Annotated in this window: 21 protein-coding genes; 1 reads left to right on the forward strand and 20 read right to left on the reverse strand. The window is 70.4% G+C overall.

The window, feature by feature from the left end; genetic code table 11:
- Window positions 1–176: 176 nt before the first annotated feature.
- The 11 genes from D7Y15_RS35385 to D7Y15_RS35435 all read right to left on the reverse strand — a co-directional run bounded on the left by D7Y15_RS35385 (window position 177) and on the right by D7Y15_RS35435 (window position 9,165).
- Window positions 177–2,252: a flagellar biosynthesis protein FlhA gene (locus D7Y15_RS35385; protein ID WP_121755342.1), complete on the reverse strand. Its 2,076-nt coding sequence runs from the start codon at window positions 2,250–2,252 to the stop codon at window positions 177–179.
- The gene (locus D7Y15_RS35390; protein WP_121755343.1) at window positions 2,252–3,298 is read right to left on the reverse strand and encodes a flagellar biosynthesis protein FlhB; all 1,047 of its coding nucleotides are present in this window, start codon (window positions 3,296–3,298) and stop codon (window positions 2,252–2,254) included. Before D7Y15_RS35390 ends, D7Y15_RS35385 begins: the two co-directional genes overlap by 1 nt.
- Window positions 3,295–4,089 (reverse strand): EscT/YscT/HrcT family type III secretion system export apparatus protein, encoded by a 795-nt coding sequence (locus D7Y15_RS35395; protein ID WP_120579525.1) that lies wholly within the window; start codon window positions 4,087–4,089, stop codon window positions 3,295–3,297. The genes D7Y15_RS35390 and D7Y15_RS35395 overlap by 4 nt, the downstream gene beginning before the upstream one ends.
- On the reverse strand, window positions 4,086–4,355 hold the full coding sequence (locus D7Y15_RS35400) for a flagellar biosynthetic protein FliQ (RefSeq protein ID WP_120579524.1): 270 nt from the start codon (window positions 4,353–4,355) through the stop codon (window positions 4,086–4,088). The genes D7Y15_RS35395 and D7Y15_RS35400 overlap by 4 nt, the downstream gene beginning before the upstream one ends.
- Window positions 4,356–4,359: 4 nt before the next feature.
- Window positions 4,360–5,085 (reverse strand): type III secretion system export apparatus subunit SctR, encoded by a 726-nt coding sequence (gene sctR, locus D7Y15_RS35405; protein ID WP_120579523.1) that lies wholly within the window; start codon window positions 5,083–5,085, stop codon window positions 4,360–4,362.
- Window positions 5,082–5,567 carry a flagellar biosynthetic protein FliO gene (locus tag D7Y15_RS35410; RefSeq protein WP_199733911.1) on the reverse strand — a complete coding sequence of 162 codons (486 nt, stop codon included), beginning with the start codon at window positions 5,565–5,567 and terminating at the stop codon, window positions 5,082–5,084. The genes sctR and D7Y15_RS35410 overlap by 4 nt, the downstream gene beginning before the upstream one ends.
- Window positions 5,564–6,670 carry a FliM/FliN family flagellar motor switch protein gene (locus D7Y15_RS35415; protein WP_233597310.1) on the reverse strand — a complete coding sequence of 369 codons (1,107 nt, stop codon included), beginning with the start codon at window positions 6,668–6,670 and terminating at the stop codon, window positions 5,564–5,566. Before D7Y15_RS35415 ends, D7Y15_RS35410 begins: the two co-directional genes overlap by 4 nt.
- A gap of 178 nt (window positions 6,671–6,848) precedes the next feature.
- Complete coding sequence (locus D7Y15_RS35420) at window positions 6,849–7,328, reverse strand: hypothetical protein (RefSeq protein ID WP_120579521.1); 480 nt, start codon at window positions 7,326–7,328, stop codon at window positions 6,849–6,851.
- Window positions 7,329–7,335: 7 nt separating this feature from the next.
- Window positions 7,336–8,151, reverse strand: coding sequence for a flagellar M-ring protein FliF (locus tag D7Y15_RS35425; protein WP_120579520.1), 816 nt, complete (start codon window positions 8,149–8,151; stop codon window positions 7,336–7,338).
- 15 nt (window positions 8,152–8,166) lie between these two features.
- Complete coding sequence (locus tag D7Y15_RS35430; RefSeq protein WP_120579519.1) at window positions 8,167–8,655, reverse strand: ATP-dependent helicase HrpB; 489 nt, start codon at window positions 8,653–8,655, stop codon at window positions 8,167–8,169.
- 12 nt (window positions 8,656–8,667) lie between these two features.
- Complete coding sequence (locus tag D7Y15_RS35435) at window positions 8,668–9,165, reverse strand: hypothetical protein (protein ID WP_121755344.1); 498 nt, start codon at window positions 9,163–9,165, stop codon at window positions 8,668–8,670.
- Between the two features lie 226 nt (window positions 9,166–9,391).
- Here D7Y15_RS35435 and D7Y15_RS35440 point away from each other — a divergent pair, with 226 nt between their 5' ends.
- Entirely contained in the window at window positions 9,392–9,724 is a 333-nt protein-coding gene (locus D7Y15_RS35440; RefSeq protein WP_014398934.1) for a PilZ domain-containing protein, read from the forward strand.
- 18 nt (window positions 9,725–9,742) lie between these two features.
- On the opposite strand, the gene D7Y15_RS35445 is transcribed toward D7Y15_RS35440, so the two are convergent.
- The 9 genes from D7Y15_RS35445 to D7Y15_RS35485 all read right to left on the reverse strand — a co-directional run bounded on the left by D7Y15_RS35445 (window position 9,743) and on the right by D7Y15_RS35485 (window position 18,668).
- Window positions 9,743–10,144 carry a response regulator gene (locus D7Y15_RS35445; RefSeq protein WP_120579517.1) on the reverse strand — a complete coding sequence of 134 codons (402 nt, stop codon included), beginning with the start codon at window positions 10,142–10,144 and terminating at the stop codon, window positions 9,743–9,745.
- Window positions 10,145–10,273: 129 nt separating this feature from the next.
- On the reverse strand, window positions 10,274–10,999 hold the full coding sequence (locus D7Y15_RS35450; protein ID WP_121755345.1) for an SH3 domain-containing protein: 726 nt from the start codon (window positions 10,997–10,999) through the stop codon (window positions 10,274–10,276).
- Window positions 10,999–12,876: a BatD family protein gene (locus tag D7Y15_RS35455; RefSeq protein WP_121755346.1), complete on the reverse strand. Its 1,878-nt coding sequence runs from the start codon at window positions 12,874–12,876 to the stop codon at window positions 10,999–11,001. Before D7Y15_RS35455 ends, D7Y15_RS35450 begins: the two co-directional genes overlap by 1 nt.
- Entirely contained in the window at window positions 12,860–13,744 is an 885-nt protein-coding gene (locus D7Y15_RS35460) for a tetratricopeptide repeat protein (protein WP_121755347.1), read from the reverse strand. The genes D7Y15_RS35455 and D7Y15_RS35460 overlap by 17 nt, the downstream gene beginning before the upstream one ends.
- Window positions 13,741–14,796 carry a VWA domain-containing protein gene (locus tag D7Y15_RS35465; RefSeq protein WP_120599163.1) on the reverse strand — a complete coding sequence of 352 codons (1,056 nt, stop codon included), beginning with the start codon at window positions 14,794–14,796 and terminating at the stop codon, window positions 13,741–13,743. Before D7Y15_RS35465 ends, D7Y15_RS35460 begins: the two co-directional genes overlap by 4 nt.
- Window positions 14,796–15,806 carry a VWA domain-containing protein gene (locus D7Y15_RS35470; RefSeq protein WP_120579528.1) on the reverse strand — a complete coding sequence of 337 codons (1,011 nt, stop codon included), beginning with the start codon at window positions 15,804–15,806 and terminating at the stop codon, window positions 14,796–14,798. The genes D7Y15_RS35465 and D7Y15_RS35470 overlap by 1 nt, the downstream gene beginning before the upstream one ends.
- Window positions 15,781–16,776 carry a hypothetical protein gene (locus tag D7Y15_RS35475; protein ID WP_121755348.1) on the reverse strand — a complete coding sequence of 332 codons (996 nt, stop codon included), beginning with the start codon at window positions 16,774–16,776 and terminating at the stop codon, window positions 15,781–15,783. Before D7Y15_RS35475 ends, D7Y15_RS35470 begins: the two co-directional genes overlap by 26 nt.
- Window positions 16,773–17,654, reverse strand: coding sequence for a DUF58 domain-containing protein (locus tag D7Y15_RS35480; protein ID WP_121755349.1), 882 nt, complete (start codon window positions 17,652–17,654; stop codon window positions 16,773–16,775). The genes D7Y15_RS35475 and D7Y15_RS35480 overlap by 4 nt, the downstream gene beginning before the upstream one ends.
- Before the next feature lie 24 nt (window positions 17,655–17,678).
- Window positions 17,679–18,668, reverse strand: a complete 990-nt coding sequence (locus D7Y15_RS35485; protein ID WP_120579511.1) for a MoxR family ATPase — start codon at window positions 18,666–18,668, stop codon at window positions 17,679–17,681.
- Window positions 18,669–18,790: the final 122 nt, after the last annotated feature.

The raw sequence follows: 18,790 nt of genomic DNA on the forward strand, positions 1-18,790 counted from the left end.
TCAAACAGCGCGTGTCGGCCAACCGGCAGTACTCGACGATGGAGCAGCACGTCGCCGCTGCCATCCGCTGGGTAGTGCGCCTTTCTCCCCAGGACGCCCTCCGCAAGGCGGGCTGCCTCGCCGAGGGATTCTGGCTGCGCGATTTGTTAGAGAACTTCTGGCGACCTACTTAGGCCTCACCGCCCCACGGCGACCGGCGATAGCCGGCCGATGGGGCGAATCTGCAGGTCCCCGTCCAGTTCACCGTAGGTGAGCACCGCCACGTCCGGGAACGGGCCCTCGCATAGCTTGCGCAGCGGACGACGGATGTCCGGAGCCGTGAGCAGCACCGCCCGGCCCCCGTTGGCGATGACTCGCACCCCTTCCAGGATCTCCATGATGCGCTCCGGCTCCGGCGCGTGCCCCCGGGGACCGCTGGCGCGCAGCACCTCCTCCACGTCCGGGTCCACGAGGTACGCGTACAGCGGGCCCGTGGGCGCGAACTGGTGGCTCAGGTAGCGGTGCAGGGCTTGACGGCAGCGCTCTGCCAGGGCCGTGGCGTCGCCTTCCGTGGTGGGCGCCACGAGCGCCTCCAGGATGGCGCGCAGGTCGCGGATGCTCACCTGCTCCTGCACGAGCCGCCGCAGCACGTCCACCAGCAGCGGCAGCGGCACCTTCTGGAGCGCTTCCTTCACCAGCACGGGAGACTGGGCCTCCAGCCCTTCCAGCAGTCCCTGCACCTCCTGGAGTCCCAGCAGCGCAGCGGCGCGCAGGCGCAGCACGGCCCGCAGGTGGTCCGCGATGAGCTCCGAGGGCTTGCGCACCGGCACCTGGGCCAGCTCCAACCGGGAGCGGGCCCCCTCCCCCACGCGGCTGATGGGGCGCCCGCTGGAGGGCTCCACCGCCGCTTCCGCCTGAACCTCCAGGAAGGCCAGCTCGCCGGGAGGAACGAGCGCGTACAGGGCGCCGGGCTGCACCACGCCGCCACCGGCGGGCACTTCGTCCAGGAGGATGCGGTACTCGCCCGGGCCCAGGTAGGCGGCATGGGTCCGCACCCGGATGCCGGGGATGCGCACGCCCAGCTCGAAGAACAGCTCGTCACGCACGGCGTTCAGCACGGAGTGCACGAAGGCGCCTCCATCGGCCTCCGCGAGCGGTGTCAGCTGCGCGGACAGGTCCAACGTGAGCGGCGTCACCCCGACGGGTGCCTTCGCGCTCTCCGGCGGCTTGCCCGCGGCTCCGGCGGGCACCGCGGCTTCCGAGGAGGCGCCATCCTTCGAGGGTGACTTCTCCGGCGCCTGCCCCTTGCGCCGCAGCGCATACCCGAGCCCGCCGAGGCCTGCCGCCAGCGAGAGGAAGGTCAGGTGCGGCATGCCCGGCATCAAGGCCAGCGCGACACACAGGCCCGCGACGGTGAGCAAGGTGCGGAAGTCGCCGAAGAACTGGGAGCCGATCTCCGCCCCGAGCGAGTCCTCTTCCTTCTCCGACGCCACCCGTGTGACGACGAGGCCCGCGGCCACCGCGATGCACAGCGAGGGCACCTGGGACACGAGCCCGTCGCCGATGGCGATGAGGGCGAAGGTGGCGGCGGCCTCGGAGAAGGACTGGCCGTTCTGCAACACGCCGATGAGGGTGCCGCCCAGCAGGTTCACCGCGACGATGACCAGCCCCGCGATGACGTCCCCCTTCACGAACTTCATCGCGCCGTCCATGGCGCCGAACATCTGGGACTCGCGCTCCAGATCGCGCCGCCTGCGCCGGGCCTGGGTCTGGTCGATGGCACCCGCGCGCAGGTCCGCGTCGATGGACATCTGCTTGCCGGGCATGGCGTCCAGAGTGAATCGGGCGGACACCTCCGCGACCCGCTCCGCGCCCTTGGTCACCACCAGCAACTGAACCAGCGTGAGGATGGCGAACACCACCGCGCCCACCACGTAGTCGCCTCGCACCACGAACTCGCCGAAGGCCTGGATGACCTCGCCCGCATGGCCCTCGGAGAGCGCCAGCCGGGTGGACGACACGTTGAGCGACAACCTGAACAGCGTGGTGAAGAGCAGCAACGTGGGGAACGACGTCACCCGCAGCGCGTCCTTAGCGTTCAGCGCGGCGACCAGCAGCGCCACCGCCGCGGCCAGATTCACCGCGAGCCCCATGTCGAGGAGCCACGCTGGCAGCGGGATGATGAGCGCCCCCAGCACCGCCGCCATCGCCACCGCGAGCACGACTTCCGAGGACTGACGGGCCTTCAGCAAGACCTTCAGGAAAGGGGGCATCACGTCTGTCTCCGTGGATGGTCGTCCGGCTCGCGAAGCTCCATCGCGGTCCGCAACACGACGGCCGCCGCCTGGTACAGCTCTTCGGGGATGGACTCCCCTACGTCGAAGTGGATGAGGCTGCGGGCCAGCGGCACATCCCGAAGTACGGGGATGCCCTGCCGGCGCGCCTCCTCCTTGAGCGCGAGCGCGTCCTGTTCGCGGCCCTTGGCCACGAGGTAGGGCGCGTCGCATTCGCCCGCGTCGTAACGGAGCGCGACCGCGATGTGCGTGGGGTTGACGATCACGGCGGTGGCCTTCTGCACTCCACGTGCCGGACCACCCTGCGCCAGTTGGCGGTGCAGGGCGCGCCGCTGGCCCTTGTGGCGCGGGTCGCCCTCGCTCTCCTTGTGCTCCCGCTTGACCTCTTCGCGGGTCATCATCAGCTCGCGCCGGTGACTGCGACGGGCGAGCGCGTAGTCCACGACACCGCACCCCAGCACCACCCACGCCAGCCGCGTCACCAGCGCCGCCAGCCGGCCGAACAGGAACTCCATTCCCCGGGTTCCTTCGAGCCACGCGGTCCGCAAGGCATCGGGGCCGACCGCCTCCACCTCGTTCCAGACGATGAGGCCCAGCAGTGCGGCCACGAGCAGCGCCTTGCCCAGCTCGACCCATGGCCGGACGCTGAAGAGGCGCTTGAGGCCCGCGGCGGGGTTGATGCGCTCAAGCTTCGGCGCGGCATGGCGAGCGTCCAGTTCGAAGCCTACGGTGGCCACGGAGACCGCCAGCGAGGCCGCAAGCGCTCCGCCCAAGGCAGGGCCACACAGCCGGGCGGCGACCCAGGCCCCCTCCTCCCAGGCGCCAGCGGCGGTCTGTTCCAGCATCAACCGCGCGGTCCAGTCCCGCAGCCGAGCAAAGCCTTCTGGCGCGAACGCGATGAAGCCCAGCAGCCCGCCCAGCGTCGTCGCGCTGGAGGTCAACATCCGGCTGCGCGGAAGCTGGCCCTTGCGCCGGGCCTCCCGCATCCGTTTCGCGGTGGGCTGCTCCGTCTTCTCGCCGCTCATCGGGAGACCTCGCCCAGCAGTGCCAGCGCGCCCTCCGTCGACGCCACTCCCGCGAGCAGCCGCTCACACAGCAGGCCCACGCCCAGCCACAGCAGTGCGCCGCCTCCGAGGATGCGCAGCGGAGCCCCCAGCTCCTGGAGGTTCACCTGGGCCGCGGCCCTCGATGCCATGCCCAGGAAGCAGTCCACCGCGAGCGATGCAGCCGCCACCGGGGCGCCCACCGCGAGTCCCGTGGCCATGGCACCGCCCACCATCACCACCACGTGCAGGGCCGAAGCCTCCGTGGGCACGAATGCCCCCAGTTGAACCACGCCGAAGCCGCGCAGCAGTGCGGAGAGCACCACGGGGAACAGCGCTCCCGACACCACTCTCGCCACCAGCAGGTGGTACAGCGCGTCGCCCGTGGCGGACTCGCGGCTTCCGGCCTGCGGCAGGCTCGCCTCCGCGGAGGTTCCCCGGAACAGGTCGATGAACCGGCCGCCCATCCTCGCCGCGTCGAAGGGCAGCGCGGCCACGAGCCCCACGGAGACACCGTAGGCCAGCTCTCGCACCACGAGCGCCGCCATCACCACCGGCGTCTCCACCGTGCCGCTGAACTCAATGCCCGCCTCGACGTGCAGGAAGAGCGAGAGCGCGAGCACCAATCCCAGCCGGACCGTCGTCGGCGAGGCCTGGCCTCCCAGCAATGGGCAGAGGAACGCGATGGGCACGAGCCTCGCCGCGCACAGCGCCACCGCGACCACGTGCGGTCCCAGGGCGAGGAGCTGTTCGCCCAGCGCGTCCGGATTCACAGCGCCACCTCCGCGATGAGCATGAGGAGGTGCTGGGTGAAGCGCGTGAGCTGTCCGGCGATCCACGGCCCCGCGAGCACCAGGGACAACACCGCGGCGCACAGCTTGGGCACCACCGACAGCGTGCTCTCCTGCAACTGGGTCGTTGCCTGGAAGAGGCTCATCAGAAAGCCCACCAGCAGGCTCGCGCCGATGGGCGGCAGCGAGGCGAGCACCATCAACAGCAGGGCCTCACGCCCCAGGGTGAGCAGGACGTCCTGGCTCATGGCGTCACCGGTAGCCGAGGATGAGTCCCCGCGCGAGCAGGGCCCAGCCATCCACGGCGACGAAGAGGAGGATCTTGAAGGGCAGGCTCACCTGGCCCGGCGACAACGTCTGCATGCCCAACGCGAGCAACACGTTGGCGATGACCATGTCGAGCACCAGGAAGGGCAGGAAGACGATGAAGCCAATCTGGAAGGCTTCCTTCAGCTCGGTGATGACGAAGGCCGGGATGACGACGAAGAGGTCCGTCTCCTGCACCTGCTCGGATTCCTCTGGAGGACGCAGCTCGCGAGCCAGGTCCACGAAGCGGGCCCGCTCTTCCGGACCGCCATGCTTCATGAGGAAGGCTCGCAGGGGCTCCGTCACCTGCTTCGCGGCGGTGAGGATCTGCGCTCCGGAATGCACCTCGTCGTACGCCGCCTGCCCCGCGTCGTACATGCGCTCCATCACCGGCGCCATGATGTGCCCCGTCAGCACCACCGCGAGCCCCGTGAGCACCAGGGTCGGCGGTGCCTGCTGCGTGCCCATCGCCGAGCGGGCCAGGGAAAGCACCACGGCGATCTTCGAGAAGCTCGTTAGCATCAGCACCGCGAACGGCAGCAGCGACAAGAGCGCGAGCATCCCCATCATCGCCAGCGGACTGCCGGCATAGGAGGCCTGCGACAGGGACTGCTCCGCGGCGAACGCGCTCGCGGGCAGGAGTACTCCGCATCCCAATCCGAGGGCCTTCATCCCCCACCCCGCTTCCGGAGTGCGCCACACGCCGTCTGTGTCTGTCGCGCGCGAGGAAAGAGCACCGTCGGCTCCAGGTCGAACCGGGGCTTCACCGTCGGCCTGGGCATAGCGCCGGGCATGACCGCCATGGCCCGGGTCTCATGGATCTCCGCGAAGGTGTCGCCGTAGGCCACGAGGTAGCGCCGTCCATCCGCCTCCACGAGCGCCAAGCCACAGCGCGGGGAAAGTCCCGTCCGCGAGACGATGCTCAGGGGCTCCGGAGCGGCAGCATCTGCACTCCCAGCCATGCCTCCCTTGCGGAGCAACACCCAGCCCAGTCCGGCCAGCGCCATCGCGCCAATCAACAGACGCGAGGTGCCCACCAGCGACAGGCCCCCCAGGGGCGCGAGCGTCGCCAGCCCCACGAGCAGAGCCGACGCGAACAGCAACCTGCCGCGTGGGGAGAACGAGGACAGCAGCGTGTTCACGGGTGTGCTCACGGCAGCAACGCCAGGATGCGGGCGCCCACTTCGCCTTCGATCTCCACCAACTCCGCACGCGCGACCACGCGGTCACCCACGCGCAGCAGCACGGGGCTGCTCGCGTTCACGTGCAGGGGCAGCAACGTGCCCGGCTTCAGCGCGGCCAACTCCGCCAGGGGCAACATCAACCGCGTCAGCTCGATCTCCACATCCACAGGGAGCGGCGGCATCGCCTCGCTCCGCTTGTTCGTCGCCACCATGTCCGACTCCTGTCGGGCCGCGCGCGAGTGCACGCTCCCTGTCGAAAAGCCTTCCGCGAGAAACTCGCCCCGGAGCGAGAAGCCCCGGGTGATCAGCTGTCCCTGTCCCTCCACCCGGCCATCCCGGAGGCGCACGCCATCGAAGAGCACGACGTCTCCCGCGGACAGCGCATCCACCGCCGAGGCCTGCAGTGGACTGCGCCCCATGAGGCAGCGCGCGGGGACCGATGCCGACAGCACCTGGGGCGCCACCGCGCCTCCTGACTCCGTAGGCAGTTCCTGGAACGCGGTCTGCACGGCACGGGAGGGCAGGAGCACCCGGCCTCCCACCGTCGCGCCCTCCACTGTCGCCGTCAGCAACACCGCCACGTAGGGCTGTCTCGGGTCGATTCGCGTCAGCACGTCACCGCGCCGCATCGACACCGCGGACAAACGAGGTCCCAGCCGTCGCACCCATTCGCCTTGCCCGCGCATCGCGGCCAGGGCGGACAGCAGCAGGTACACCAGCGTGGACTCTTCCAACCGGGTCAGCTCCGCCACGGGAGCCGGCCGCGGTCCCGTCCCCGCCAGCCTCGCCAGCGCCGCGAAGACCAGCGGCACCTCCAGCTCCACGATGGCGGTGCCCCCCACCGCGGACAGCTCCACCAGCGCGAACACCATTCCCATCGCCAGCTCGCGCTCCGGATGGACCGCCGCCGGCACCAGGTGCCCCTCCACATTGACCGCCGCGACCAGGTCCCGCGACAGCGCCGCGCCCACGTCACGCAGGAGCTCCGCGCCCCACCGTCCCACCTGGGGCCGCTGTCCCAGCACCAGGTGGGCTCGCGTCAGCCGGCGTGCTCCCGGGCGGAACGGACGCATGGGCTTCTTCGATGCGCTGGGGGACCTGACTGGATTCGTTTGCATCCGGAACTCCGGGACGGCGATGGGACACACGTCCCCTGTGCACGGCCATGACCAGGTGGCCGCCTCGTGGAATCAGGGTGTTGGCAGAGGGTGGAGGTCCTTCTTCGGGATGGCCCTCCACGCCCGAGGACGCTCAGCGCAGGGCTTCGCGGATGCGCCGCTCCGCCAGGGCGGTCAGGGCCGGAGCGGCATCCGCTCGCGGTGCGGTCCCCTCCCACTGGGGAAACCGGCTGCGGTGGTACGGCGGAAGCCCGCGCAAGGATTCCTGGCGCAGGGCTTCGGGAGCTGTCTCCAGGAAGAGCGCCAACCGGTTCGCGCCGTCCGCCCGCTCGCCGAACTCCACCGACACTTTCGCCTGCCGCTGGGCGGAGGGCATGGCTACGAAGCGCTCCAGGTGGCGCAGCGCCCTGCCCGCTTCGGCATCCACCAGTCCTCCCAGCAGCTCCGCGGCACGCTCCCGCGCCAGGACACAGACGACCAGCGCGATGCGTTCCAGGGGCAGGGACAACGCGGGCAGCGTGACCTCCGCCACCGGGGCCCGCGGTGCTTCCTTCCTCGCGGGCAGGAGCTTCCGGGCCTTTCGTAGCACCCGCCCCACGCGTGTGACGTCCATGGCGTGCTCAGGCCAGCTTGCGCGTGGAGCCCGGGGTCACCACCGGCCGCGCGGGCGTGGGAGGGACGGGCGGCGCCGCGGGGGGCTGCTCCGCCAGGGCCCGGTAGTGCCTCCAGCGCAGCGTCGTCCAGACGAGCGCTCCGGACAGGCCCGTCACCAGCACCCCCAGCAGGGCGAGCACCACGCGCAGCCGCAGCGGGACAGGCCCTCCCTTCGGGGCCGGCGCCTCCACGTGCGTCGTCACCTCGTCCACCAGCAGCGATACCGCCTCCGGTGACAGCCCCTCCACACCTCCCGCGATGAGCTCACGCAGCATGTCCGCCGACTTGCGTACGCGAGTCGCCCCACCGGGCGCCGTGCGCAGCATGGCCGACGCCTTCGAGGGCGCGGGAGCCTGTCCTGGCCTCGGCGGCGGCGGGACCACCAGGTGCACTCGCGCCAGCAGCACTCCGTCCACCGTCTGGAGCGTCTTCTCCAACTCCCGCTCCATCCCCCGGAGGCGGCAGACCTGCTCCTCCAGCGGCGAGCGCACAAGCCCGCTTCCACCGAACACGTCGCAGCCCGTCTCCGCCGCGAGCCGGGGCAACCCCAGCTCCGCCAGGATGCGCACCGCATCCGACGACTGCGCGTCCGTCACCTCGATGGCCCAGGTGGGTTTCTTGCCCGGCTCGGGCACCTTGCGCGCGTCGAGCCCCCGCTCGACGAGCACCGTCTGCAGTTCGTTGGCCTGACGCTCGTCGAGGCCGTGCTGGATGCGCTCCCGGCACGCCGAGGCGCCCAGGAGCAGGAGGAAACAGAGACAACGAAGGGGAGCGGAACGCATGGAAGGAAGGACTCCTCAAACCTGGGTCTGGAGGACCTGTTTGACGCCGCCGGTGGCCTTCTCGACGACCTTGCCGGCGAGATCGAGCTCCTGACTGGCGCGGTAGACATGGGCCTGGAGCGCGAGCAACTCCGAGGGACTGAACGTGCGGCCGGACTCGGCGAGCTTCAGGATGTGGTCCAGCCGCTGCTGCGCCTGCCCCACGCGGTCCAACACCTCCACCGCTTGCTGACTGCGCGCGGCCTGGGCCGAATCCACTCGGGCCCCCGGCTTCACCTCCGCGCAGCCCGCTTTCGCCCGCTCCACGCCGTCCGCACGCGACGCGCCGGCGGTGGCCTCAGAGGGTGTGCGCACCGGCTTCGGCGGCCCCTCCGTCGTCACCGGCACGGGGCGCGACTGGGGCGTACGCGCGCCCTCCAGCACCTTGCCGAACGTCTCCCTGCTGGACTCCACCGCGGGCGAAGGGCCCGCACCGCCCACGGCTCCCAACTTGTCGATGGCCATCGCGAACGCGCCTCAGCGGATGTTGTTGATGGCGGCCTTCGCCGAGTCGTGGCGGACCTTCATGATGTTGGAGATGGCGTTGTGCTCGCGGCTCTCCTTCTGCATCTCGTTCTGGAGAGCCACATAGGCCATGTTGAACTTCTGGCCGTCCGAGGCCATCAGCTTCTGCGCCTCCAGCAGGTCCCACGCGTCCCCCTGCCCCGTCGCCGCGCTCCCCGTCGAAGCCGTCGTCCCCGCCGTGCTCGCGCGCGCCGACATCGCGGAGGCACCGCCCGCCGCCGGCACCGACGACACCGCTTCAGCCGGCACCGCCGCGGACACCGTGCCGCTCAGCGTGGCCACCACCGCGCTGGAGATGGGACCTGACGGCAACATGCCGCCCACGAGCCCCGCGCCCGTACGCACCACTTCGCGCGCCGCTCGCGCCAGCGTGGGGCCGAACTCCGTCTTCGGCGTCTGGCGCGCGATGGACGGGGCGATGCTCAACGACGGGATGCGACGGTCTTCCAAGGGGTGCCTCCGGCAGGGATTCGCTGGGGCTGCCTTCCACCGTCCGTGCCAGGGGCCAACCCCTTGAAACGACAGGGGCGCGCTCCGTCACCTCCGTGCCAGGCGTCTATGCGGCGCGCGCGCCACGTCCACGGCGCGGGACGGCGGGCGAAAACCCGAAAACTTGCCACCGCTCCAACCTGCATCACAGTTGTCGCGTCCTGTCGCACCCGAAGGTGAGCTTCCGATGATGAACCCCTCCAATGGTCCCCGTCCGAACGAGCGCGAGCGCTACCACCCGCGCGTCGAAGCCCGGCTCCAGGTGAAGGTGCTCCTGTCGGGTCGCACCGTGACGGCTCAGGCGCGCGACATCTCCATGAACGGCCTGTTCCTCCAGGCCCACCCGGCGGACTCGCAGCGCGCGCTCACCATCGCCCTGCCGCTGCCGGGCGACCGGGAGCTCGTCACCATGTGCACCATCCGCCGCCGGGAAGTGGACGGCGTCGCGCTGGAGTTTGGCGAGCTGGACTGGGACGACCTCATCGCCCTGGCCCGCTTCCTCCACCCTCACCTGCCGTAAGGGCCTTGCGGAGGAGCGTCAGTCCGCGACCGAACGGGCCGTGCGCAGACGCTCCACCAGGTCCATCAGCTCCGCGCCGCGGAAGGGCTTGTGGATGTAGCCGTCCGCGCCCGCCTGCGTCGCGCTCGCCACGTCCGCCTTCTTCGCCTTCGCGGTGAGCATGTAGAGCGGCACCTTCGCCGTGGCCGGGTCGCTCTTCAGGATGCGGCACACGGAGACGCCGTCCAGCTGCGGCAGCACCACGTCCATCAGGATGAGGTGGAAGTCGCGGTCGCGGGCCAGCTTCAGGCCTTCGATGCCATTGGCCGCGCACACCACGTCCACCGCGCCGTCGCTCAACATGGAGCGAACCAGCTCGCGGATGACGGGCTCGTCCTCGACGAGCAGGATGTGGAAGGGCGCTTGCGCGTTGCCAGCCATGTTTCCTCGGGGCCCCTCGTAGGCCATTGCCCTGGCGACGTCCAGCGAAGCGACACCTCCCGGTAGCCCCTCTGTACGAAAGCGGTCCCCTGTCGGTTTTCCCCGACGGCGGGGTCGCTCCGGCCCCGCCTAGATTTCGGCCACGCCGTCGCGCTCGGCCCAGCCCTCCAGGCCGTTGGGCAGGCGGATGCGGACGTACTTCCCCGTCTCATCCAGGAGCTGCACCTTCAGTCCGGCGTGCACCTCGAAGAGGGAGCGCCCTTCCGAGCGGGGCAGCTCCCGCGCCACCAGCGTGGGCGCCAGCACCACGGCCTCGTGCACGTTCTGGTGGACCCAGATGTGTGCCCCCAACAGCAGCGCCGCTGGCACCGCCGCCGTGAGGCAGAGACCCGCCACCACCGCCACCACCGTGCGCCGCATCGAGGGGAAGGCGCGCCGGAAGAGCAGCAGCGCGAAGCCCACCAGCCACGCGACGAAGAAGACCCAGGCCACGGCCGCGCCATCCGTCGCCGCCGCCAGCCGGGGGAGGAAGGCCTCGTCCGCGGCTGCGCCCACGACCTTGTCCACCTGCCGCGCCCTCGCCAGGGCCAGGTTGGCCTCCAGGTCCTCGGCGCGTCCGCCCTGCTTCCGGGCCTGCTCCAGCGACAGCACCGCGCGGCCCAGGTCGCCCCGGGCCAAGTGCGTGGTGCCCAGGTTGTAGAGCACGTCCGGGCCGCCGAAGCCGTGGGCGATGAGCTTCTCGTACTGGGCCTGCGCGGTGGCGTAGTCCTCGCGGCCATAGGCGTCGTTGGCCTGCTGGAAGACGGCCTCCGCTTCCTCGGCGGTGTAGTAGCCCTGCGTCGCCGCGTCGCTCATCACGCCCAGCCTTCCATCACCGCCGCCGCGGTCGCCAGCACCTTGCGCCGCTCACCCAGCTCCACCCCGCCGCCGTAGCGTCCCAGGTCGCAGGCCTCCAGCACGAAGTGCACCCGCGCGCGCCGCTCCGCGTCCACGCCCGCCGCCGCCAGCTTCTCCCCGAGCGCCTCGCGCGTCAGCCCGCCCACGGGGAAGCCCAGCTGGGCCTCCAGGAAGCCCACCATCGCCCGCTCCACCTCCACGTAGAACGCGCCCGAGTCCGAGCCCGCCTTGAGCTTCTCCGCCTCCGCCAGCCGCTTGCGCGCGGCCTTCGCCTGCTGACGGCCCCGGCCCGCTTCGGACCGCGTGGCCAGCCTGCCGCGCATGCCGCCCATGAACGCCACGCCCGCCAGCAGCCCCAGCGGCGCCAGCACGCCCGCGACGAAGAAGGGCCGCGTCCACACGGGCTGCGACGGACCCACGAAGTGGGCCCGGGCTCGCACCGGACGCAGGCCTCCGGTGGAGAGCACGTTCTTCTGTTCGTTGGCCGCGTCCGCCACCTGCGAGGGCGTCATCGTCGATGGCAACGAGGACACTCCGCCCGCTCCCGCCTCCACGGTGATGGTCACGGGGTCCGTGCGCGCCGTCTCGTACTGGCGCCGCGACGGGTCGAAGTATGGGAAGCGCAGCTCCGGCAGCGTGAAGGTGCCCGTGCGCTGCGGCATCACCAGGTACTCCACCACGCGGCGGCCCTGGATGCGGTTGCGGTTGGGCGTGAGCCGGTCCGTCGTCGTGGGCTCATAGATTTTCAGCGAGGCCGGGCCGGTGAGCTTCGGCGGCGTGACGTTCTTCACGTTGCCCTGCCCCTCCAGGATGACCTTCACCGTGATGGGCTGCCCCAGCTCCACGCGCGTCTGCGACACGTCCAGCGACATGCGCCACGAGCCCACGTTCGCGTTGGACATGTTCGGCGGCGCGCCGTTCGGCAGGGGCCGCACCTTCACCTTCAGGCCGTTGGAGACGCGGTGCACGCGGTGGCCCGCGAAGAGGAAGCCCGTGGTGATGTCCGCCTCCGCCGGGGTGATCAGCAGCGTGCCGGACTTCACCGGGAACAGCGCGCGGCGGCGCAGCAGGTAGGCGCGGTACGGGATGCCGTCCACCACCTTCTGCTCACCCGTGAGCTGCGTGGGGCTCTCCACCTCTTCGGTCCAGAAGCCCTCCAGCTTGGGCATCGTCACCGCGTCCACGCTGGACAGGTCCACGCGCGAGTAGATGTAGAGCGACAGCGTGGCCTGCTCGCCCACGTAGAGCTCGTCGCGGTCCAGGCTCGCGCGCAGGAACAGGTCCGAGTCCCCACGCGGAATCACCGGTTCATCGTCCCGAGTGTCCGAGTCGTCGTCCCCGAACGGGTCCGGCATGTTGCGGAAGTTGCGGAACGGATCCGGTAGCTGCTGCCGGCCGCCCTGCTGCGCCTGGGGCGCGTTGCCCACGCGGCCTTCGCGCACGGTCAACGGCACGGCGTCCGTGCGGTACGTGCGGCCTCCCGCGGTGAGCGTGGAGGGCGGAATGGTGAGCTTGCCCGCGCGCAGCGGGCGCATCAGCAACTCATGGCGGGTGATGTCCTGGATGACGGCGGGGCCGCCTCCGGACAACGAGATGGAGCGCTGGCTGCCGCGCGACGAGGAGAGCACCTCGAAGTCGTTGGACGAGGGCAGGCGCACCTGGGCGTTGGACGGCGCGTCCACCATCACCACGGTGAGCTTGAAGGTGTCGTCAGTGCCCACCTCGGTGCGGTCCACCGTCTGGTAGAACTCGATGTCCGCCGCCCACGCCGGCGCCGTGGCCAGGAGGGCGAGCACGGCGAGCAGCGCCGTGCGCCCGCTACCAGTCCTTCTCATTGGGCTTCCTCTGCTTCTTCTTCTGCTGGAAACGCCAGAGCTGGAGATTCTTCTCGTTCTGCTTCATCGCATCCAGCAGGCGCTCGGCCTCCTGCCGGTCGACGTCGCCCGGCGAACTTCCGCCGTCGCGCGGGTTGGATTCCGTCTCCTCCTCGCCCTCGCTGCCGCCGTCCGCGCCGCCGTCCTGACCACCATCCTGCCCGCCGCCGTCCTGGCCTCCGTCGGCCCCGCCGTCCGCGCCACCGTCGGCGCCGCCATCCGAACCGCCGTCCTGGCCTCCGTCCTGCGGCGTGCCGCCGTCACCCTTCTGGCCGCCGTCCTCGCCCGCGTCCGGACGTCCACCGTCGTTGCCGCCGTCCTGGCCTCCGTCGGTGCCTCCATCCGGGCCGTTCTGGGGCGGAGGCAGGTCGCGCAGCACCACCTCGTAGTTGTGCCGGGCCTGCGGATCCGTGGGATCCAACGTGAGCGCCTTGCGGTAGGACTTGAGCGCCTCCGAGCGGTCACCCGCCGTGGCCGCGAGGTTGCCCAGGTTGTACCAACTCTTCTGCGTCAGGTCGGGCTGGCGCGAGGACTCCGCCACCTGCTTGAAGGCCTCGCGCGCTTCCGCTGAACGGCCCAGCTTCGCCAGCGCGTCCGCGCGGTTGAACTCCACCGTCGGATCATTGGGCCGCTCCTTCTTCGCGGCATCGAAGTCCCGGAGCGCGTCCTCGTAGCGTCCGGCCGCGTAGGCATCGCGCCCGCGCTGCACCAGTGGGTGGTCCTTCTCCAGCGGCCCCACCGCCCACGCGGGCGCCGGCAGCGCCAGCAGTCCCGCCAGGCCCACCGCCATCGCGCGCGCCGCACGCCGCCGAATCGGTTGCGTGCTCATGCGGCCCTCCGGCGCGAAGGGATGAGCGCCATGCCCAGCACCAGCAACACCAGGCCGGGGACGGCGAACCACTGGAAGCGCTCGTCGTAGCGGACCGTCACGCGGCTCTCCAGCTCGCTCTTCTGCAACTGGTCGATGCGCTCCACCACCTGTCCCATGGCCACGCCGTTGGGCTGGTAGAAGAAGGCGCCGCCCGTGGCGTCCGCGATGGCCGTGAGGCCCGCGCGGTCCAGGCGCGTGATGACCGTGTCGCCGTTGGAGTCCTTCTTGTAGTCCACGAATTCGCCGCGCCGGTCGTAGACGGGGATGGGCTCACCGGAGTCCGAACCCACGCCCACCGCGAGCACCTGGACACGCGCGTCCTTGAGCGCCTCCGTGGCCTCGCGCACGTCGCCCGTGAGGTCCTCGCCATCCGACAGCAGCACCACCACGCGCTCCTTGGAGCCCCGGTCCGCGTTGTCCAGCACCTGCTTGGCCAGCCGCAGCGCCGCGCCCACGTTCGTGCCGCCCTGGGGCATCGCGTCCGGATCCACCGCGCGCAGGAACAGCTTCACCGCCGAGTAGTCCGACGTGAGCGGCGACTGCACGAACGCATCGCCCGCGAACACCACCAGGCCCGCGCGGTCGCCCTTCAGTTCATCCAGCAGCGTGTTGAGCTCCAGCCGCGCGCGGTCCAACCGGCTGGGCTGCACGTCACGCGCGAGCATGGACTTGGACGCATCCAACGCCACCACCACGTCGATGCCCCGGCGCTTCGTCAATTCGCTCTTCGTGCCGCACTGGGGCTGCGCGAGCGCGAGCCCGAACAGCATCAGCCCCAGCCCGTACAGGCCGCCCTGCACCGCCGGCCGCCATACGGACACGCCGGGCGCGAGCGCCGTCACGTGGCGCTCCGCGATGAGCGCTGACAGCCGCGTCCTGCGGCCCAGCGCCTTGAGCAGCGCGAGCAGCCCCAGCAGCAGGCCCACCAGCAGCAGGCCCAGGTACAGCGGCTGCGCCAGGCCCACCTGGTAGCCCAGGAGCGTGAAGCGCCAGGCCTCCAACGTGGGCATCATGGGAACACCCGCAGGATGGTGGCGCGCAGCAGCAGCTCCAGCGCGGCGAGCCCGAAGGCCACCAGCAGGAACGGGTGGAAGTTCTCCTTGTAGGTGGCGCTGGCGCCGCCCTCCATCAGCTTCGAGCGCTCCAGCGCATCCAGCACCTTCTGCAGACCCCGCTTGAGGCCTTCAGGGTCGGTGGCGCGGTAGTACTCGCCGCCGGTGCGGTCCGCGATGTCCTGCATCAGCTCCGGGTTGATGGGGATCTCCGTCTCGCGCCACACGGTGTTGCCGAACAGGTCCGTGCCCTGCGGGAAGGGCACCTTGCCGCCCTTGCCCACGAGGATGGTGTAGATGGGGATGTGGAGCGACGCGGCCATGTTCGCCGCGTCCAGCGGGGAGATTTTCCCGGCGTTGTTGTCGCCGTCGGTGATCAGCACCACCACGCGGCTCTTCGCGTCGGAGTCGCGCAGGCGGTTGAGCGACGTGGCGATGGCGTCACCAATGGCCGTGCCGTCCTCCAGCACGCGGGTGCGCAGCTGCTTGAGCACTTCCTTCAGCACGCCGTAGTCCAGCGTCAGCGGGGACTGCGTGTATGCGGCGCCGGAGAACACCACCAGGCCCAGGCGGTCGTTCACGCGGCCGGAGATGAACTCGGTCAGCACTTCCTTCGCCACGTTGAGGCGGTTCTGCGGACGGAAGTCACCGGCCTCCATGGACGTGGACAGGTCCAGCGCCACCACGATGTCGATGCCCTCCACCGACAGGTCGCGCACGCGCGAGTCGCGCGACTGCGGCCGGGCGATGGCCACCACCGCCGCCACCAGCGCCGCTACGCGCAGGATGGGCAAGAGCGGCAGCAGATACGTGCGGAAGCCTCGGCCGCCCTTCGCGAAGACGTGCGCGGCGGAGAAGCGCAGCGTGGCTCGACGCTTGCGTTCCCAGAACGCGAGCGCCAGCAGCAGCGGCGCCAACAGCAGGGCCCAGAGCGCCTCCGGGTTATTGAACGCGAGGTCCGGGGGCAGCATCGGGCTTGGGGGGAGCGGGAGGAACGTACGTTTTCGAGAGCAGGTCGTAGCCGAAGGCCAGCGCCTGATTACAGGACTCGGGAGACGCGTCGGCGCGGGCGTACTTCACCATGTCCGACTCGGAGACGAAGCGCATCAGCGCGTCCTCCGGCAGGCCCGGCGTGGGCAGCTTGCGCAGGGACGCCATCAGTTCGGACGACGTGCACTCCAGGGCCTCGAAGCCGTAGCGCTCGCCCAGGTAGCCGCGCACGATTTCGGAGAGGCGGAAGTAGAAGTCCTTCACGTGGCCGCGGCCGGGCAGGTCCTCGCGCTTGAGCGCGTCCAGGGACTGGCGCACGCGCACGTCCAGCGGCAGCACCGGAACCACCTTCTCGCGCTTGGGCCGGCGCTGCCACCAGCGCACCAGCATCCAGGCCGCGACGGCCACCGCCAGCGCCACCGCCAGCGCGTAGAGCAGCGTCCAAGAGCGGATGGGCACTTCCTGCGGGGGCTGGTAGTCGAACAGCTCCGCGCCCTGCCCCTGCGCGTCCGGCGGCAGAGTGGAGGTCACCTCCACCGTCTTGCCCTTGAGCACGAAGCGGCGCGGTCCCTCCGGCGTCGCCACGTCGAAGGCGAGGTCCGGCAGCTGCACGTCGCCCAGCTCGAACGCGGAGAACCGCAGGCCGAACGTCGTGGTCGCGTCGTTCGCGTTGTCCTGGCGCTGGCGCGTCTGCTGGAGCAACTCCACCGCGCCCGCACCCGTGGGCGCCACCAGTTCGTAGCGCTGGTCCTTCGGGTGCGTGAGCGTCACCTGGTAGGTGAAGGGCTCGCCGATGTGGACCGCTTCCGGCTCCACCCGCCCGGACGCCCCCGTGGGCGCCACCGTCTCCAGGGCGGCTTGGACCTGGGCCTTGGGCGCGGGGGCCTGGGCCCATGCGGCCGGCGCGCTGCTGAAGAGGACTGCCGCGAGGACGAGCGCGTGTCTCATGCCGCCATCCTCCGGGCCCGCGCGCGGAAGAAGTTCGCCAGCGCCTTGCCGTGATCATCCCCGGCGCGCAGCTCCACGTGGTCCAGCTCCAGCTTCTTGAACAGCTTGCGGCGCTCGTCGCGCTGGGCCTGCATGGCGCGCATGAACTTGCCGCGCACGGCGGTGGAGCTGGTGTCCACGACGAAGCGCTCGCCCGTCTCCGGATCCTCCATCTCCACCAGGCCGTGGGCGGGGAAGCGCTGCTCCAGCGGATCCTCGATGACCACCGGCACCAGGTCGTGGCGGCGGCCCACCAGACGCAGCGGCTTCTCGTAGCCCGTGGCCATGAAGTCCGACACGAGGAACGTCACGGCCTTCCGCTTGGACACCTGCGTCAGGTACGTGAGCCCCGCGGACAGGTCCGTGCCGCGGCCCTTCGGCTTGAAGGTGAGGATGTCGCTCACGAGCCGCAGCACGTGCGTGCGGCCCTTGCGCGGCGGAACCACTTTCTCCACCCGGTCCGAGAAGAGGATGAGCCCCACGCGGTCGTTGTTCGCGATGGCGCTGAAGGCAATCTGCGCGGCCACCTCCGCGGCGACCTCCGCCTTGGTGCGTTCCTTGGAGCCGAACTCGTTGGAGGCAGACACGTCCACCAGGAGCATCACCGTGAGCTCGCGCTCCTCGGTGAAGACCTTGATGTAGGCCTCGTTCATGCGCGCGGTGACGTTCCAGTCGATGAAGCGGATCTCATCGCCGGGCTGGTATTGGCGCACCTCGGAGAAGGCCATGCCGCGGCCCTTGAACACCGAGTGGTACTGGCCGGCCAGCATGTCGGAGACCACCTTGCGGGTGCGGATCTCCAACTTGCGGATGCGGCGGATGAGGTCCTTGGGCAGCACGGGCGCGCTCTTACCTGGAGCTTCTCAGGGGACTTCCACGCGGTCGAAGACGCGCTGGATGATCTTCTCCTGGGTGAGTTCCTCGGCTTCCGCCTCGTAGGTCATCGCGATGCGGTGGCGGAGTACGTCGAAGGCGATGGCCTTCACGTCCTCCGGGGTGACGAAGCCGCGGTGGCGCAGGAACGCGTGCGCGCGGGCCGCCTGCGCGAGCGCGATGGTGGCGCGAGGTGAGGCCCCGAACTGGATGTAGTCCGCCAGGTCCTTGAGGCCGTAGCGCGCGGGCTCACGCGTGGCGAACACCACGTTGAGGATGTACTCCTTCACCTTCTCGTCCATGTAGATGGCGTGGACGAGCTCGCGCGCGCGCACCAGGTGCTCCAGCGCGATGACCCGCTGGACCTTGGGCGACGAGCCGCCGGACATCCGGTCCATGATGACCTTCTCTTCATCACGGGTCGGGTAGCCCACCTTCACCTTGAGCATGAAGCGGTCCACCTGCGCTTCGGGGAGGGGGTAGGTGCCCTCCTGCTCGATGGGGTTCATGGTGGCCAGCACGAGGAAGGGCGAGGGCAGGCCGAAGGTCTGGTCGCCGATGGTGACCTGGCGCTCGGCCATGGCCTCCAGGAGGGCGGACTGGACCTTGGCGGGGGCGCGGTTGATTTCGTCCGCGAGGACGATGTTCGCGAAGATGGGCCCCTTGCGGACGGTGAACGCGGCCGTCTGCTGGTTGTAGATCATCGTGCCGACGAGGTCCGCCGGCAGCAGGTCGGGCGTGAACTGCACGCGCATGAAGGTGGCGCTGAGCGAGTCCGCCACGGTGCGCACGGTCAGCGTCTTGGCGAGTCCGGGCACGCCCTCCAGGAGGACGTGGCCGTTGCACAAGAGGCCGATGAGGATGCGTTCGAGCATGTACCGCTGCCCGACGATGACCTTGCCGGTCTCCTGGTTGAGGACCTCGACGAAGCTGCTTTCCTGCTGCACGCGTTCAGTGAGCGCGCGAATGTCGGTGTTCATGTCCCCTCTGTCGGCCTGGGCGGCGGGCAGCCTAGGGTTCCCGGGCGTCCGGCTCAACACCGCTGTAGGCCAGACATTCCGTCAAGCCGCCCTGTCCCGTAAAGGGTCATCCTCCCATGTCC

This window comes from Corallococcus sp. AB030 (assembly GCF_003668965.1).
Lineage (GTDB): Bacteria > Myxococcota > Myxococcia > Myxococcales > Myxococcaceae > Corallococcus > Corallococcus exiguus.